At 30.4% G+C, this 15,216-nt stretch carries 16 protein-coding genes; 3 read left to right on the top strand and 13 right to left on the bottom strand.

Going from position 1 to position 15,216, the window contains the following annotated elements; all coding sequences use genetic code 11:
• Positions 1-256: 256 nt before the first annotated feature.
• From DFQ07_RS06835 to DFQ07_RS06825, 3 genes are read right to left on the bottom strand one after another with little or no spacing between them, the layout of a single operon-like run.
• Positions 257-949 carry a cyclase family protein gene (locus DFQ07_RS06835; protein WP_133535546.1) on the bottom strand — a complete coding sequence of 231 codons (693 nt, stop codon included), beginning with the start codon at positions 947-949 and terminating at the stop codon, positions 257-259.
• A 3-nt stretch (positions 950-952) separates the two neighbouring features.
• Positions 953-1,501, bottom strand: a complete 549-nt coding sequence (locus tag DFQ07_RS06830) for an acyl-CoA thioesterase (RefSeq protein WP_133535545.1) — start codon at positions 1,499-1,501, stop codon at positions 953-955.
• Positions 1,491-1,877: a 6-phosphogluconate dehydrogenase gene (locus DFQ07_RS06825; protein ID WP_133535544.1), complete on the bottom strand. Its 387-nt coding sequence runs from the start codon at positions 1,875-1,877 to the stop codon at positions 1,491-1,493. Before DFQ07_RS06825 ends, DFQ07_RS06830 begins: the two co-directional genes overlap by 11 nt.
• A 105-nt stretch (positions 1,878-1,982) precedes the next feature.
• Between DFQ07_RS06825 and DFQ07_RS06820 the strand changes: the two genes are divergently transcribed.
• Positions 1,983-3,158 (top strand): GlmU family protein, encoded by a 1,176-nt coding sequence (locus DFQ07_RS06820; protein ID WP_133535543.1) that lies wholly within the window; start codon positions 1,983-1,985, stop codon positions 3,156-3,158.
• A gap of 37 nt (positions 3,159-3,195) precedes the next feature.
• Here DFQ07_RS06820 and DFQ07_RS06815 read toward each other — a convergent pair whose 3' ends face one another.
• The 6 genes from DFQ07_RS06815 to DFQ07_RS06790 all read right to left on the bottom strand — a co-directional run bounded on the left by DFQ07_RS06815 (position 3,196) and on the right by DFQ07_RS06790 (position 10,341).
• Complete coding sequence (locus DFQ07_RS06815; protein WP_133535542.1) at positions 3,196-5,571, bottom strand: TonB-dependent receptor plug domain-containing protein; 2,376 nt, start codon at positions 5,569-5,571, stop codon at positions 3,196-3,198.
• Positions 5,568-6,485: a FecR family protein gene (locus DFQ07_RS06810; protein WP_133535541.1), complete on the bottom strand. Its 918-nt coding sequence runs from the start codon at positions 6,483-6,485 to the stop codon at positions 5,568-5,570. The genes DFQ07_RS06815 and DFQ07_RS06810 overlap by 4 nt, the downstream gene beginning before the upstream one ends.
• A 73-nt stretch (positions 6,486-6,558) precedes the next feature.
• Entirely contained in the window at positions 6,559-7,077 is a 519-nt protein-coding gene (locus tag DFQ07_RS06805) for an RNA polymerase sigma factor (protein WP_133535540.1), read from the bottom strand.
• A 61-nt stretch (positions 7,078-7,138) separates the two neighbouring features.
• The gene (locus DFQ07_RS06800) at positions 7,139-8,887 is read right to left on the bottom strand and encodes a M14 family metallopeptidase (protein ID WP_133535539.1); all 1,749 of its coding nucleotides are present in this window, start codon (positions 8,885-8,887) and stop codon (positions 7,139-7,141) included.
• An 18-nt stretch (positions 8,888-8,905) separates the two neighbouring features.
• A complete protein-coding gene (gene coaD / locus DFQ07_RS06795; RefSeq protein ID WP_133535538.1) occupies positions 8,906-9,358 on the bottom strand; it encodes a pantetheine-phosphate adenylyltransferase in 453 nt (150 codons plus the stop codon).
• A 5-nt stretch (positions 9,359-9,363) separates the two neighbouring features.
• Positions 9,364-10,341: a D-alanine--D-alanine ligase gene (locus DFQ07_RS06790; RefSeq protein ID WP_133535537.1), complete on the bottom strand. Its 978-nt coding sequence runs from the start codon at positions 10,339-10,341 to the stop codon at positions 9,364-9,366.
• Between the two features lie 153 nt (positions 10,342-10,494).
• On the opposite strand from DFQ07_RS06790, the gene DFQ07_RS06785 reads away from it, so the two are divergent.
• Both DFQ07_RS06785 and DFQ07_RS06780 read left to right on the top strand, forming a co-directional pair.
• Positions 10,495-11,076: a PASTA domain-containing protein gene (locus DFQ07_RS06785; protein WP_133535536.1), complete on the top strand. Its 582-nt coding sequence runs from the start codon at positions 10,495-10,497 to the stop codon at positions 11,074-11,076.
• 17 nt (positions 11,077-11,093) lie between these two features.
• Positions 11,094-12,131 (top strand): RluA family pseudouridine synthase, encoded by a 1,038-nt coding sequence (locus DFQ07_RS06780; protein WP_133535535.1) that lies wholly within the window; start codon positions 11,094-11,096, stop codon positions 12,129-12,131.
• 10 nt (positions 12,132-12,141) lie between these two features.
• Here the strand turns inward: DFQ07_RS06780 and DFQ07_RS06775 are convergent, their stop codons facing one another.
• The 4 genes from DFQ07_RS06775 to map form a co-directional block, all read right to left on the bottom strand.
• On the bottom strand, positions 12,142-13,023 hold the full coding sequence (locus DFQ07_RS06775; protein WP_133535534.1) for a mechanosensitive ion channel family protein: 882 nt from the start codon (positions 13,021-13,023) through the stop codon (positions 12,142-12,144).
• Between the two features lie 204 nt (positions 13,024-13,227).
• On the bottom strand, positions 13,228-13,638 hold the full coding sequence (locus tag DFQ07_RS06770; RefSeq protein ID WP_133535533.1) for a nuclear transport factor 2 family protein: 411 nt from the start codon (positions 13,636-13,638) through the stop codon (positions 13,228-13,230).
• Between the two features lie 7 nt (positions 13,639-13,645).
• Positions 13,646-14,170: a TetR/AcrR family transcriptional regulator gene (locus DFQ07_RS06765; protein ID WP_133535532.1), complete on the bottom strand. Its 525-nt coding sequence runs from the start codon at positions 14,168-14,170 to the stop codon at positions 13,646-13,648.
• 259 nt (positions 14,171-14,429) lie between these two features.
• A complete protein-coding gene (gene map / locus DFQ07_RS06760) occupies positions 14,430-15,194 on the bottom strand; it encodes a type I methionyl aminopeptidase (protein WP_133535531.1) in 765 nt (254 codons plus the stop codon).
• Positions 15,195-15,216 lie beyond the last annotated feature (22 nt).

Below are 15,216 nucleotides of genomic sequence, written 5' to 3'. Positions count from 1 at the left end.
TTTTGAATGTGTAAAATTAGCTTTAGAGAAAGGTTTTGTCAGGATGTAAAAGATCTAATTTATAGTGGGGGTTTTCCCTTTTTTTTAGCAGGAAATATATTATGGAATGTATATATGTTTTCCTTAAAAGAGCATGGTAATAATTGATATTAAAAAAGTAAGTACCAGAACATGCATAAAAAGATTATTGGTTTTATGCATGTTCTGGTAGAAAAAGAATAAGGTTTTAATTATAGGGGATAAGAGTGAAATTGGACTACTCAAAAATAGCAACAGCCCTAACAGGAGAACCTGTTCCTCCTCTTATTTTTAATGGTAGAGCAATGAATCGAAATCTTCCTTTGCCTATCAATTTATCTAAATTTATCATATTTTCATAATGAGTAAAACCCATATTACCACAAATATGATGTACTTCTTTATTTGAAATTTTAGGAATACCAGGAGACATCGTTTCTACACCAAAAGCAGCAATTTTTTGTTCACCCAACCAAGTAGCACATTCAGCAGTAATACCAGGACCTTTTCCCCAGTTTTCTGTGTTAAAGTGTTTAGTATAATGATTGGTACAAAAAAGAACAGTATCTCCTTTTTTTATACTCAATTTTTCTTTTTGTAATTGCTCTTTAACTTCTTCAGAAGTAATTAATTCTTGTAAGTTTTTATGAGAAAAATCTAAACAAATACCTTCCGTATAAAACATAGAAAGAGGCATTGTATCTATTGATTTTCCTTTGTGTTTAGCAGCCATATGGTTTAAAGCATCTACATGTGTTCCTGTATGCTCTCCCATTTCTAATTTATAAACTGCAGGTGTTTGAGTTGTTGGATTTTCTATGTCATCCCATTCTTCATGGGTGTTATGAACTGACATTTTAACTTGAGGGAGACTTTTATACACAGGCATTCCATGGAAGATTTCCTGACTTAAATCTATAATTTCTGGCATGTTTTATAATTCAATTCTTACATTATGATTTTCTAAACTTTTTAGGTAGTCTTGAGAAGTGAAGTTATCACTGTCAAATTGTTCTTGTCTATTCTTTTTCATTTCAATTCTGTGAATAGCTTCTAAAAATCGACGCATTTCATTATCATTACGAATAATTATGCCCGGTACTTTTGAGTTATTACCATTTTCGTCTTTTGCAACCATTGTAAAATAGGAAGAATTGCAATGTTTGGTGTTTCCTGTTTGAATATTTTGAGCTTCAACACGTATACCAACCACCATTGATGTTTTTCCTACATAATTTATTGAGGCTTTCATGGTAACCAATTCGCCTACTTCAATAGGGTTTATAAAATTAACAGTATCAACTGAAGCCGTAACACAATAGTTTGTTGAGTGTTTTGAAGCACAAGCAAAAGCAATTTGATCCATTAAGTTCAAAATGTAACCACCGTGAATTTTACCACTAAAATTAGCATGTGAAGGAAGCATTAGCTCTGAAATAGTAATGCATGTATCTTCTATATTTCTGTAATTATTATTGTTCATTATCATTAGTTATTCCTCTAAAATGAGGAGATTGTTCTTCTTGAACATCTGTTATAAAATATTTAGTATCACCTAGCCAAAAAAATGTTCCAAAGCGTTCTTTATAGGTAACTTTTACATAACGACCTTGATATTTTTGAAGTTTATCGATTACTTCTTTTTGGTTACCTTCTACAGAAAAAGCAAAAATTTGAGCACCAGAAATACCTTGGCTAATTTCTCCTTCCCAAGTTTTTACTAGTACACCTTTATAACTAATTTTTATCAATTCTCCAGAGCGAACACCTTCACTATACGGAACAAAGTAAATAAAAGCATAGTATAAGGCAGCGAGTAAAACTATACCGACTAAAATTAAAGCTAAGATTTTTTTCATAGTAAAAATTTGAAGAATGTATAATAACAAAAGTAAGCTTTATATTTTGACTTGTAAAATGAATTGAAAGTGGTAAGTTTGTGTTGCTTCAAAAAAACAATTAAAATGAATTATATTTTATTTGATGGTGATGTGCGTACTGCCTTACTACCATTTACATATACAAGACCAGTTGCTGATATAAGAGTGGGTATTTTAACCATTAGAGAAAAATGGGAAAAACATCTAGGGATAACTACTACAACTGTAACCGAAGAATATTTAGAAGAAAAATACCCAATGGTTGAAATGGAAGAAAACGTATTATTAAATGCGTCTTTTTTACCAACAAAGCCTTTGGTTGAAATGGTAAAGAACTTACAACCTAATCAAGCTATTTTTAAAGAAGAAGATGTAATTGCTTTTTATACAATTGATACTCAAGATGAAGTTGATTTCTCCTCTTATGAGCATATCGAATTTGAAGATGATATTACACAGATTAAAAATACATGGGATATTTTCTCATTAAATGATAAGGCTATTCGTGCTGATTTTGATTTAATTACAGAAGGTAGAAAATCACAACCAATTCCAGTAACTGTTAATTGTATTAATAGAGATGATATTTTTGTAGAAAAAGGAGCTAAATTAACATTTGCTACGTTAAATGCTTCTACAGGACCAATTTATATAGGTAAGCATGCTGAGATTATGGAAGGTGTTGTAGTTAGAGGGGCACTAGCAATGTGTGAACATTCAGTCTTAAAATTAGGAGCAAAAATATACGGAGCTACTACTTTAGGACCGTACTGTAAAGTAGGAGGAGAGGTTAATAATTCTGTTCTGTTTGGGTACTCTAACAAAGGTCATGATGGATTTTTAGGTAATTCGGTATTAGGAGAGTGGTGTAATATAGGAGCCGATAGTAACAATTCGAACCTTAAGAATAACTATGCTGAAGTTAGATTGTGGAACTATGAAACAGGACGTTTTGCTAAAACAGGATTACAGTTTTGTGGTTTAATGATGGGGGACCATTCTAAATGTGGCATTAATACAATGTTTAATACAGGTACAGTTGTTGGTGTTTCTGCTAATATTTTCGGTAGTGGCTTTCCAAGAAATTTTGTTCCATCATTTAGTTGGGGAGGAGCTTCAGGATTTACTGAGTATAAAACGAATAAAGTGTTTGAAGTTGCAGAAGTGGTAATGAAAAGACGAGGCATTGAGTTTAATGAAAGAGAGAAACAAATTTTAGAACACGTTTTTGAAGAAACAAAACAATATAGAAATTATTAAAACAAAAAAGCTTTACAAATTTGTAAAGCTTTTTTGTTTAAAAACTAACCCTAAAAACAATATTAGGTGTGATTCCTAAAGAATATTTATCAACTTGTTTGAGCTGGTATTCTATTTCATTGTTTAAGTTTCTTACAGGAATAGCAGTATAATATCTATTAAAAATATTTTTCTGATTATATATGTTTAAAATGGAAAACCCTAGTTTCCCTTTCCACTTTTGTGAAAAATTAAAGGAATAAGACATCGATGCATCTAAACGATGATAATTAGGTAAGCGATGAGCGTTAATATTATCTGAATCTAAATCGATATAAGGATTACCATCACTATCAGTATTAAATTCTTTTACAGCAGTATATGGGTTACCTGTTCTATAAATCCATCCTAAAGAAAACTCATAATTTTTTAATTTATAGGCTTGAGACCAAGAAAAATAATGAGTAATATCATGATTAGCAGGGAAATATATGTTTTCTAAATCTAAAAATTTGAATCTATTTTTTGTGTAAGAGTAATTAATCCAAGTTTTATAATTATTAAAATGTTTGCTAATAAGAAGATCTACTCCAAAGACTTTCCCTTTTCCATTTGAAAAATCATCTGTTTGATCATTATAGCCACTTGTAAGTGATGTCATACCACTTACCATTTTATAATAAGATTCTATATTTATAGTCCAGTTTTTTTGATTGAAAATGATTCCGTAAGAAGTTTGTAAACTTTTTTGAAGAGGAATGTTATCATTGTTTACTTGTGTCCATATTTCATTTTCTAAGTCGAAACCTAAGCTAGAAGTTTGAAATTCTATTAATTGAATTAAAGCTTGGTGTTTTTGTTCAAAAGATGCTTTGAAGTTAAAATTTTTATGAAGCTTTTTTTCAAAATACAATCGAGGTTCTAATACAAATTTGTCAATTTTAGAAAAATAGTTAAACCTTACACCCGTATTAATATTCCAATCATTATCATCATATTGATATTCGCCAAAAACAGAGTGCGTATTATTGGTTCCTGTATCTTTTTCATTAGATGAATATTTGTTTTCTCCCTCAATAGCATAGGAATAATCTAATTCATATTTTGCTTTAGTAGATGAAAAATCATATCCTAAAAATAAATCTGATTGTTTATTAAAAGAATAGTTCAGGTTATATGTAAAACCAAAATCATTTATAGCATTATCTTTAGAAGATACTAAATCGAGGTACTTATCTAAGTAGCTATAGGCTCCTTTATAGGCCAAATTATAATTAGAGTAATAACCTTTTACATTATGTGTAGTTTTTTCATTTGATATTTTTTTCCAATTAACACTAACACCAGTATTTTTTATATTTAGTTTGTCATTATAATGGTCTTCGTATTCAGGAACAACAAGATCATTATACATTTTATTACCAGTATGTAAAAAACTAAGGTGAAAAGATTCATTTTCAGAAGGTTTATAAACAAATTTTGTAGTATAGTCATAAAAGTCGAGTTGATTAACTCTATTAAATTTAATTTCTTTGTCTATAATATTATTATCTTTTTGATTACTGTCAAATGTGCTAAATACACGAGCAAATAACTTATTAAAAGTAAAAGTCTTTATTAGATCAGAAATAGATCTTCTAGCTGAGACAGAGACAGAAGTTTTATCAGAAAAAGGAATATTCAAAAAAGCATCAGCATGAGTCATGTTAAAACCAAAATTTCCTGTAATTTTTTCAGGAATGTTTTCTTTGGTTTTAATATCTATTACCCCAGAAATTCGATTTCCATATCTAGCTTCCGTACCACTTTTTGAGAGTATAATTTCTTTTGTAGTATATGGATTAAATGCAGATAACATCCCAAAAAAATGACCATAGGAATACATTTTTATTCCATCCCATAATACTAGGTTTTGATTCGGAGTACCTCCTCTTATATAAATACCAGATGCTGTTTCATTAGGACTTTGCACTCCTGGAATAATTTTTAAACTTTCTAAAACATCAGGTTCTGTAAGTCCGGGTAAAGGTCCTAATTGTTGAGGGTTGATAGATATAGAACTATTTTTCTTTTTATTAATAGCAGATGTAACATAACTTGTAACTAGAACTTCATTTAATAAGTTGTAGTCTATAGGGATATGGTTTTTGTTGATGGTAATATAATAGTAACGTTCATTAATCTGATTAAAAACTAAAGGAGTTTGACGTTCAATCTCTGTAATAAGATGAATTAGTAGGCAGTTTCTTTTTTTGAAAGAAAAAGTCTTTTTTTCAATTACCTCTGCATTAAATGAAAATTTTACACCAAAACTTGTTTCTGCTTTTTTTAATACAGTCAGTAAAGATGCATCAATAAAAGAAATGTCTACCTTTTCTTGAGAAAAAATAGACATAGCTAAGCATATAAAAAGTATACTTAATTTTATCTTCATTTACGATATGTTAATATAACAGAACTATTTTTTGCTAATTTATAAGAAATTTTCATAGGAGCAAAAACAGTTTTCAATGCTATATTAACATCTTCATGTGTAAAAGTACCTGTAAACCTTTGATTAAGGTCTATTTTCGAAGTATCGAATTTTAAGTTGAATTGGTTTTCTAATGCTTTTATAACTTGGTATAAAGGCGTATTATTAAAAGTAGTTTCTCCTAGCAACCAAGACGGGGAGCTATTAATAAAGTCCCAGTTTTCACTAACGTTGTTATAGGTTCTGTAAGCTTTTCCTTTTGTTAAAATTGTTTCATCACTGTTTTTTGATGTAGTTTTAACTTTTCCTTCAAAACAAAGTACTTCAAAGTAATTTTTTGAAGCATCAACAGTAAACTTTGTTCCTAATACGGTTACATTTCCTTCTTCTGTATTTACAGTAAAAGATTTTCCTTTTTCAACTTCAAAAAAAGCTTTACCATCTAAAGATAGATTTCTTCTCTTATTCCAATTATGCTCTTTATATTTAATAGTAGTATTGGGTGATAAGTGTACTATAGAATTATCTGGTAAGGTAATAGTAATTTGTTCTCCATAAGTTGTTGAAATAGTTGTACTGTTATTAAAATAAAAAAGGCTAATCAATAAGGCTATTGAAGCAACTGCACCATACATCCATGCAGGAATTAATTTAATAACCTTCTTATCTTGCTTCTGAGAAGACAATCTTTCTTGAATTTTATTAAAAGCTTCTTTTTGATTGTAATCGGGCACTTTTAATAATAGAGAAGCCTCATCAATTGCTTTGAATTGATGATATGCATCTGATTGTTGAAATGCTTTCAACTCTTCAGAAGATAATTCATTAGCTATCCATCTAGCTAAAAAAGTTTCATCTGTATAATCTATTTTCATTTTCTATTGTTCGTGCTATTTGTATTAAAAACAATTAAAAGGCTAATTACCCTACTACAAATACTCTTTTTTATTATATTTTACCTATTTGTTCTTTCAATGTGAGTAAAGCTTTACTCATTCTCTTCTCCACAGCTTTTACTGAAACTCCAACAATATCAGCAATTTCAGAATACTTTTTCTTATCAATTCGGCTTAATAAAAACACTTCACGTTGTTTTTCTGGTAAACTAGCAATTGCTTTTTTTAGTTTTTCATGAAATTCTTCTTCTTCTAAAATAAATTGAGGCGTTTCATTTGTTGTATTGCTTGAAACGCTCAGTTTTTGATGCTCAAGAATTACTTTTTTATGAGCAACTTCATTTAAAAAGTGATTGTTCGCTACTGTATACAAAAATGATTTTGCTTTTTCATAAATAACTTTTGCACAATTACCCCACAATTTAATATAAGCTTCCTGAACGATATCTTCAGCTTGTTGGATATCGCCACATTTATAGTATATATAATTTCTTAAAGTTTGTGAATGCTTATTGAAAATTGTTTCAAAATTTTTTTGCTCACAAACCGATTTTAAGGGTTCTTTATTCATTAGATTGTTATTCTAAGTCAGCACAAATGTATAAAAATGTAATTTGAAGATTATATTTTTGTTAATATAACTTAAAAATAGGTAATTTCTTATGTGCTGTTTCATAATAAGGAGTTTGGGTATAAACCCAATACAATTGTGCTTGTGGGCTTTTAGCAAAACTGTCCTCTGTTTTTAATTTATCTTCAAATTGTTGTTTAACTAGTGGATTCTCTTGTAAAAACTTCTCTGCAATATCTTCAAAGACATAAGAAGAATACCCCTCTTTTTGCTGTAAAACAGTATCAAAAAAGTTCCAGTTAAAAAAAGAATCTATAGCATCAGCTTCCAAAGTTTCTATAATATAGCGTATTCCTGTTTGGTTGGTAGGAATATAAATGTCTCCTTTAGAAAACTGAATTTTCTGGTTTTTAGTTTTAATAATTTCTGTGTCGAAATGTAAATAATGACCTTCATATGCCGTTTTTCGAGTTTCGAAACCATTGATGTGTTGGGTTTCAACAGTCAACATTGTATCATTATTAAAACGAGTGAATTCAATTTTATTATTTTGTAATCGTTCAATAACGCTATACCATCCTTGTTTTAGTATATAGGCTTTTGGTATGGTAATTTTTTTTGTAGGAATGTAGTTATTGTAATACGAAATATTTTTAGTGTATGGCTTCGTTTTATCATAGAACAAGCGCTTTCCGTTAGTAACTTTACTATCTATAAACGCTCCTTCATATCCTTTAAATTCGAGGGTAGAAGGACTTTTTTTATCAACTTCAAAAGCAATCGGGTATGTTTTTTTGTTAATGATTTCCTGTATTGCTTTTTTTCGCAAGTTTTTGATAGTTACAGTATTTTTTTCTGAAACATCTAATGCAGAAAACAGAAGTTCATAGGTTTGTTCTACACGTGTTTTGTAAGGTTTTAACATGTGAGTTTCAACCATAAGACCTAACGTATTGAATAGGGTAGTGTATCCTGTAGAATATCTTGGAGAATCAAAAAACTGAGACCAACCGCTTTCAGGAGTTGTTCCCCAGACATTTACATAAGGAGTTATGATGATGTCTTTTTTAGCTAGGGATTGTTCTATTTCTGGGCGCATTTTAGTTTCAATAAACTCACCTAATTTACCTCCCAATTTATTGTGTTGTGTAAAGAGGTGAGTAATTGCATACTGATAATCGGCACCGTTGCTTACATGATTATCGATAAAGACATCAGGGTTAATAAGATGAAATATTTTGGCAAAGGTTGCAGCATTTTTAGTGTCTTGTTTTATAAAATCACGATTCAAATCGTAATTACGAGCATTTCCTCTAAAACCATACTCTTTAGGTCCATTTTGATTGGCTCTAGTATGTGAGTTTCTGTTTAAAGCCCCACCAATATTGTACACAGGAATAACACAAATCAAAGAGTTTTTATACTTGTTTTTTAACGAATCGTTTTGAACAATATCTAGTAATAATAACATTGAAGCATCTATTCCGTCAGATTCTCCTGGATGAATTCCATTGTTGATTAAAACTCTATTTTTTGACGATTCATAAATTTGGTTGATTTCTGTTTTTCCATCCGCATTAAAAACAGCTAGGTGTAATGGTTTGCCAATATCAGTAGTACCAATTTCAAACAAAGAAATTTCTGAGTACTTCTTGTCCAAATTTTTATAAAAAGAAATTACCTCATTATAGGTAGGAGTCTCCGTTCCGTTTGATTTTTTAAACAGTGTAGTAAAATTTTTTGTTTCCTTTGTTGAAGTTGGCTTGCAGGCAACAGTAATTATTAGCAATAGTACAACTAGCTTTTTCAATAGAAAATTATTTAAGAATTAAATTCTAACTGCGTCAGGAACCAGACCAGTATAGTCTCCTTCATTTCGAATTACATCGCGAACAATAGAGGATGAGATATAACTTTTACCTGAAGAGGTCAGTAAGAAAACAGTTTCAATTTCTGAAAGTTTTCTATTAGTATGGGCAATAGCCTTTTCGAACTCAAAATCGGCAGGGTTTCTTAAGCCTCTTAAAATAAATTGAGCATTTTGTTCTTTGCAAAAATTTACAGTAAGTCCGCTATAGGTAAGTACTTTAATCTTTGGTTCATGTTTAAAAGTCTCTTCAATAAAACGTTTGCGTTCTTCTAAAGAAAACATATACTTTTTATCGGCATTTATACCAATAGCAATAATTAGCTCATCAAATAGTGTAACACCGCGTTCAATAATATCTAGATGTCCTAAAGTAATGGGGTCAAATGACCCAGGAAAAATAGCTCTCTTCATTATAGTTAGTTATTTAAAGCCATTTCAATAGCATTTCCAAATAGTTCGGTTAACGAAATATTTGCATGGTTGGCTTGTTGTGGTAAAATACTAGCTTCTGTTAATCCAGGAACAGTGTTCATCTCTAAGAAATGAGGTTCATCATTTACCAAGATATATTCTGAGCGAGAAAAACCACTCATATTTAAAATTTCATATACGCGTTTCGCGATGTCATTTACTTTAACTTCTTGCTCCTTAGTTAATCGAGCTGGAGTAATTTCTTGTGACTCTCCTTCGTATTTAGCTTTGTAATCAAAGAAATCGTTGTCAGAAACAATTTCAGTAATCGGTAATACTTTAGTTTCTCCTTTGTACTGAATTACTCCTACCGAAACTTCGGTTCCATCTAAAAAGCTTTCAATTAATATTTCTGAATCTTCCTCATAAGCTTTGTTAATAGCAGGAATCAACTCTTCTTGGGTGTATACTTTAGAGATTCCGAAGCTAGAACCTGCACCGTTAGGTTTTACAAAACAAGGCAAACCTACTTTTTCAATAATAGCACTGGTGCTAATTTTATCTCCTTTATTTAAGTAGACAGAAGTAGCAGCAGGAATTCCGTATTCTTTTACGACACTTAAGGTATCTCGTTTATTAAAAGTCAATGCCATTTGATAGAATGGGGCAGAGGTGTGTTTTAAACCTATAAGATCAAAATAAGCTAATATGACTCCGTTTTCACCTGGAGTACCATGTATCGCATTAAAAACAACATCAAAAGTGATTTTGGCACCTTTTATTTCTGCAGAAAAATCATGTTTGTTAATTGGGTATTCAATTTCGTCATCATCAACTAAAACCCATTTATCTTTTAAAATATGTATTTTATATGGATTGTATTTTTCCTTATTAAGATGTTTGTATACTACATTACCACTTTTTAAAGATATTCCTACTTCTGAGGAATATCCTCCCATAATAATAGCGATGTTTTTTTTCACTTTAAACGTATTTCAATTGGTATTTTATCGTTGTTTGTTTAAAATCCGACCGTCGGATTATACAAACTTACCAAAAAAACTCGTTAAAGACTTGTGGAATTTAAAATAGTAATATTTTTACTGTAAATTTGTGCCTCTTTACAAAAAATCGATATGAGTAATTTTTCAGAAAATCTTAAAGGATTATTTCAATTTATTAAAAGTAAAACATTTGTTAAAAATATAGGAATAGCAATAGTTTTATTACTAGTGTTTGTATTTACTTTGCAATGGTGGTTGGGAGTTACTACAAACCATAATCAAAAAATACAAGTACCTAATTTACACAAGATGTCTTTGGCTGAAGTAACACAAAAATTAGATGAGTTGAATTTAGATTTTGTAGTGATTGACAGTGCAAATTATAATCCAGAATATCCAAAAAAATCGATTATAGAGCAAGACCCGGAAGCAGGAGATTTTGTAAAAGAAAAGCGTAAAATATATCTTACCTTAAACCCGTCTAAGTATCGTGATGTTGTGGTGCCAGATTTAAATGGTCGTACAAGACGTCAAGCAACAACACATTTGCGTTCTATAGGTTTTAAAGTAGGGAAAAATGTTACTTGGGTTCATGATATAGGGAAAGATGTAGTTCGTGGATTAAAGCACAACGGAAAGAAAATAGAACCAGGAACAAAATTACCAAAACAAACAACCATCGACCTGATTTTAGGAGATGGAAATGGATATTAATTTTTTATTATTGATTGATGCAGGAAGATACAACTCCAGATTTTGAGAACGATGATTTATACGAACATCACCGCTTTGTAGCAACCGATGGTCAAGTACCTTTGCGCGTAGACAAGTTTTTGATGAATTTTATTGAAAACGCTACTCGTAATAAAATACAACAAGCAGCTAAAGCAGGAAATGTTTTGGTTAACGATGTAGTGGTTAAACCTAATTACAAAGTAAAACCAAAAGATGTAGTTAGAGTTGTTTTAGCGTACCCACCACACGAAAATTTATTGGTTGCTGAAGATATTCCGATTGATATTGTGTATGAAGATGACGAGGTAATTGTAGTAAACAAACCAGCAGGCATGGTGGTACATCCAGGTCATGGAAATTACTCAGGAACCTTGGTTAATGGATTAATTCACCATATTGAAAATTTACCTAAAAACTCAAATGAACGCCCTGGTTTAGTACATCGTATTGATAAAGATACCAGTGGGTTACTTGTGGTTGCAAAGACAGAGTACGCTATGGCGCATTTGTCAAAGCAGTTTTTTGATCGTACAACAGAGCGTTTATACTATGCCTTGGTTTGGGGTAATATAGAGGAAGATGAGGGTACTATTGAAGGAAATATAGGACGTAGTTTAAAAAACCGCTTACAGATGGATGTTTTTCCTGATGGAGAACATGGTAAACATGCGGTGACACATTATAAAGTGATTGAACGATTAACCTACGTAACTTTAGTGCAATGTAAGTTAGAAACTGGGAGAACACATCAAATTAGAGCCCATTTTAAACATATAGGACATACGTTATTTAATGATGAACGTTACGGAGGAAATATCATTTTAAAAGGAACTACATTTACCAAATACAAACAGTTTGTAGATAATTGTTTTAAGGTATTGCCAAGACAAGCACTACATGCAAAAACCTTAGGATTTACACACCCAACTACAGGAGAGTTTTTACAGTTTAATTCTGAAATTCCTGAAGATATTGAAGCGTGTTTAGCGAAATGGCGTACCTATTCAGAGCATTCTAAATTGGAAGAAGGGTAGAAAGGTTTCTTTATTTCTGAACTTTTATCTCTTTATCAAATAAGTTTACCCCTCCTTTTACTGCAAAGTCCAAGGTTGTTACAGGGTAAGCAATAGAAATGTTTTCTTGTTCAAAACGTTTTTTAATACGCATAATTATATCGTTCATACCTCTACAGAAATCATCATTAGATTCAAACTTTACCCAATAGCGTAATATAAAATTATAGGTAGAACCACCAATATCTGTAAAATAAAAATCGATACCTTCTTCAGGAAGGTATTCTTTTATTTTTTGTACTTCATCCAAAGCAACAGCCCTAACGTGTTCTAAATTATCACCATAAGATACCCCACTTTTTAAAATAACGCGTCGTTTACCCCAAGTAGAGTAGTTTGAAAAAGTAGCGTTGAAAATAATTTGGTTAGGAACAAAAACTTCTTGACCTGGAACAGTTTTTATTTTGGTTGTAAGCCAATTAATAGCTAATACAACACCATATTTTCCATCAATCTCAACCCAGTCTCCAACTTTGTAGGGGCGTTGCAAATCGACTAAAAGTCCTGAAAACATATTAGAAGCAATATCTTTTAAAGCAAAACCAGCGATGATTCCAATAACACCAGCTCCAGCTAATAATTTTTCAAAAGGTTTGTCTAAACCAAGTATATGAAGAGCTAATAGAATACCTGCAGCAATAAATAAAGCATAAAATAAAGAAGCTATAGTTTGCTCAATATTTAAATAGTTTTCTTTAAAAGCTTTCTTATAAAACCTGATGCATATTTTTTTAGCGGTGCTAGCGATAAAAACAAAAACAATAACAGTTAATAACGCCAGTAAAACTTTGGGAATATGTTCTAAAATATTTTGTTGAAACTCTTGCCAAACATTTCTGAAATTATCAATCATTTTTTCATAGTTTAATTATTAGCTTCATTTTTCTTGTATAACTATTCAATTAAAAAGCAGAAGAGAAGATTTCTATAGAGATACTTTAATACTTATAGATAAGACTTCTTTTAAAACAATTTTTTTTAGACATATTAGCGACTGTTAGTTTGTGTAACAGTCACTAATATAGCTTTTTATTTTAAATGTATTACTGTTTTGTTTTTACAAATGTCTCTCTGATTTGTCTATTTCTAAGTCATTAATACTAGCAAATCTTTTTTTCATTAGTCCATTTTCGTCAAACTCCCAGTTTTCATTACCATAAGCTCTAAACCATTTTCCTTCCTTTGTTCTGTACTCATATTCAAATCTAACAGCAATTCGATTTTCTCCATGTGCCCAATATTCTTTTTTAAGCTTATAATCAAGTTCGGTTTGCCATTTTTTTGAAAGAAATTGCACTATTTCTTCTCTACCATTCACAAATAAATTTCTGTTTCTCCATTCGCTATCTACAGTATATGCTAATGAAACCTTTTCAGGATCTTGAGAGTTCCAAGCATCTTCTGCTAGTTGAATTTTTTGTTTGGCAGTTTCTAAAGTGAATGGAGGTAATGGGTGTTTTTTTTCCATCTTATTTTTAAATTAAATTAGTTACAATCGTTTTTGATTTCGTTACAATCTCGTTAGATTTAAATAGTTGGCTTTCTATTATAGAACTTTCAAATAGTAAATAAATATGGGTGGCCAATAGTTCGTCATCTATCAATTCTCGAAAGAAATTTCTTAAATCGTTTTTATGCAATTGAATGATGTTTAAAATGTCCTTTTGTTCTTTTGATATTTCCGATAAGATATTCAGAAAGCTACAGCCTCTATAATTCTCTTTTTTATTCATATATATTATAAAGTCGAAAGCAAGAACTATTTTCTCTTTTGAATTCTTTGCTATTGCCGTGAATTCTGATAATTGATTGAACCAAAAAGTATGTCTATTATTTAGGTATTGAAGACATAGTTTGTCTTTTGACTCAAAATGTTGATAAAAACTGGCTTTAGCAACCTTTGCTTCTTTTATAATTTGATTAATCCCAGTACTGTTGTAGCCTTGTTGATGGAATAGGTGTGCTGTTGTTTCTAAAATTCTTTCTTTAGGTGAATTCATACGATTCTTTTTTTGACAAAAATACAAAATATAAAACAAACAGACAAGTCTGTCTGTGTATAATTTTATAATACAACTGTTATAAATAATAGACTATGAAAAGAAGTAAAACTTAAACAACCTATTTAACAAAATATGCTTTATTGAAAAATATCTAATTATTTTTCAATAAAGCATAATCTCATTCATAAGTAAATTAAGAGTAGATCTTAAGGGGGTGAAGCTTCAAAAAGCAAGTTTTTGTATTATCACAGGCTATTTAACTCCAGATTTCATTAGATTTTGTGAGAATAACAGGAGAGTTATTTGTTACTAGTATTGTTTGTTCGTGTTGAGTTATATATCCTCCTTTGTTTCCTACTAATGTCCAACCATCATTTAGTTCAACAGCCATGGTTGAATTTGTAGAGATAAAAGTTTCAATAGCCACTGTAGTATTTTTTCTAAACCTTTCTCGGTTGGTTTTTACTCTATAATTTAAAATGTTTTCAGGTTTTTCATGCAAACTTCTTCCAACTCCATGACCTGCTAAATTTTTAATTACTTTAAAGCCATACTTTCTTGCTTCGGTTTCTATTAAATACCCAATGTCAGCTATTTTAACTCCTCCTTTTATATTGCTTATAGCTTTATGTAAAATGTTTTTAGAAGCATCTACTAATGGTTGGTGATTATGAATATCTTTACCTAACACAAAAGAACTTCCATTATCTGACCAAAAGCCATTTAACTCAGCTGATACATCAATATTTATCAAATCTCCCTCTTTCAGAATTTTTTTCTTAGAAGGTATTCCGTGAGCAGCTTCTTCATTTACGCTGATACAAGTATAACCAGGAAATCCGTAAGTTATATAAGGTGCCGATTTAGCTCCGTAACTTTTTAAAATTTCTCCACCGTATTCATCTAGTTCTTTAGTTGACATTCCAACTTTAGCATATTCTCTCATTAGTTTAAGGGTTAATCCAACCACTTCACTAATTTTTTTCATCCCGATAAGTTCTGATTCTTTTGTTATAGACATATTTGACTTTTAATAGTATAAG

This window comes from Tenacibaculum caenipelagi (genome assembly GCF_004363005.1).
Lineage (GTDB): Bacteria > Bacteroidota > Bacteroidia > Flavobacteriales > Flavobacteriaceae > Polaribacter > Polaribacter caenipelagi.
The sequence above is the reverse complement of the archived record's forward strand: the minus strand, read 5'-3'. Positions and strand labels throughout refer to the sequence as shown.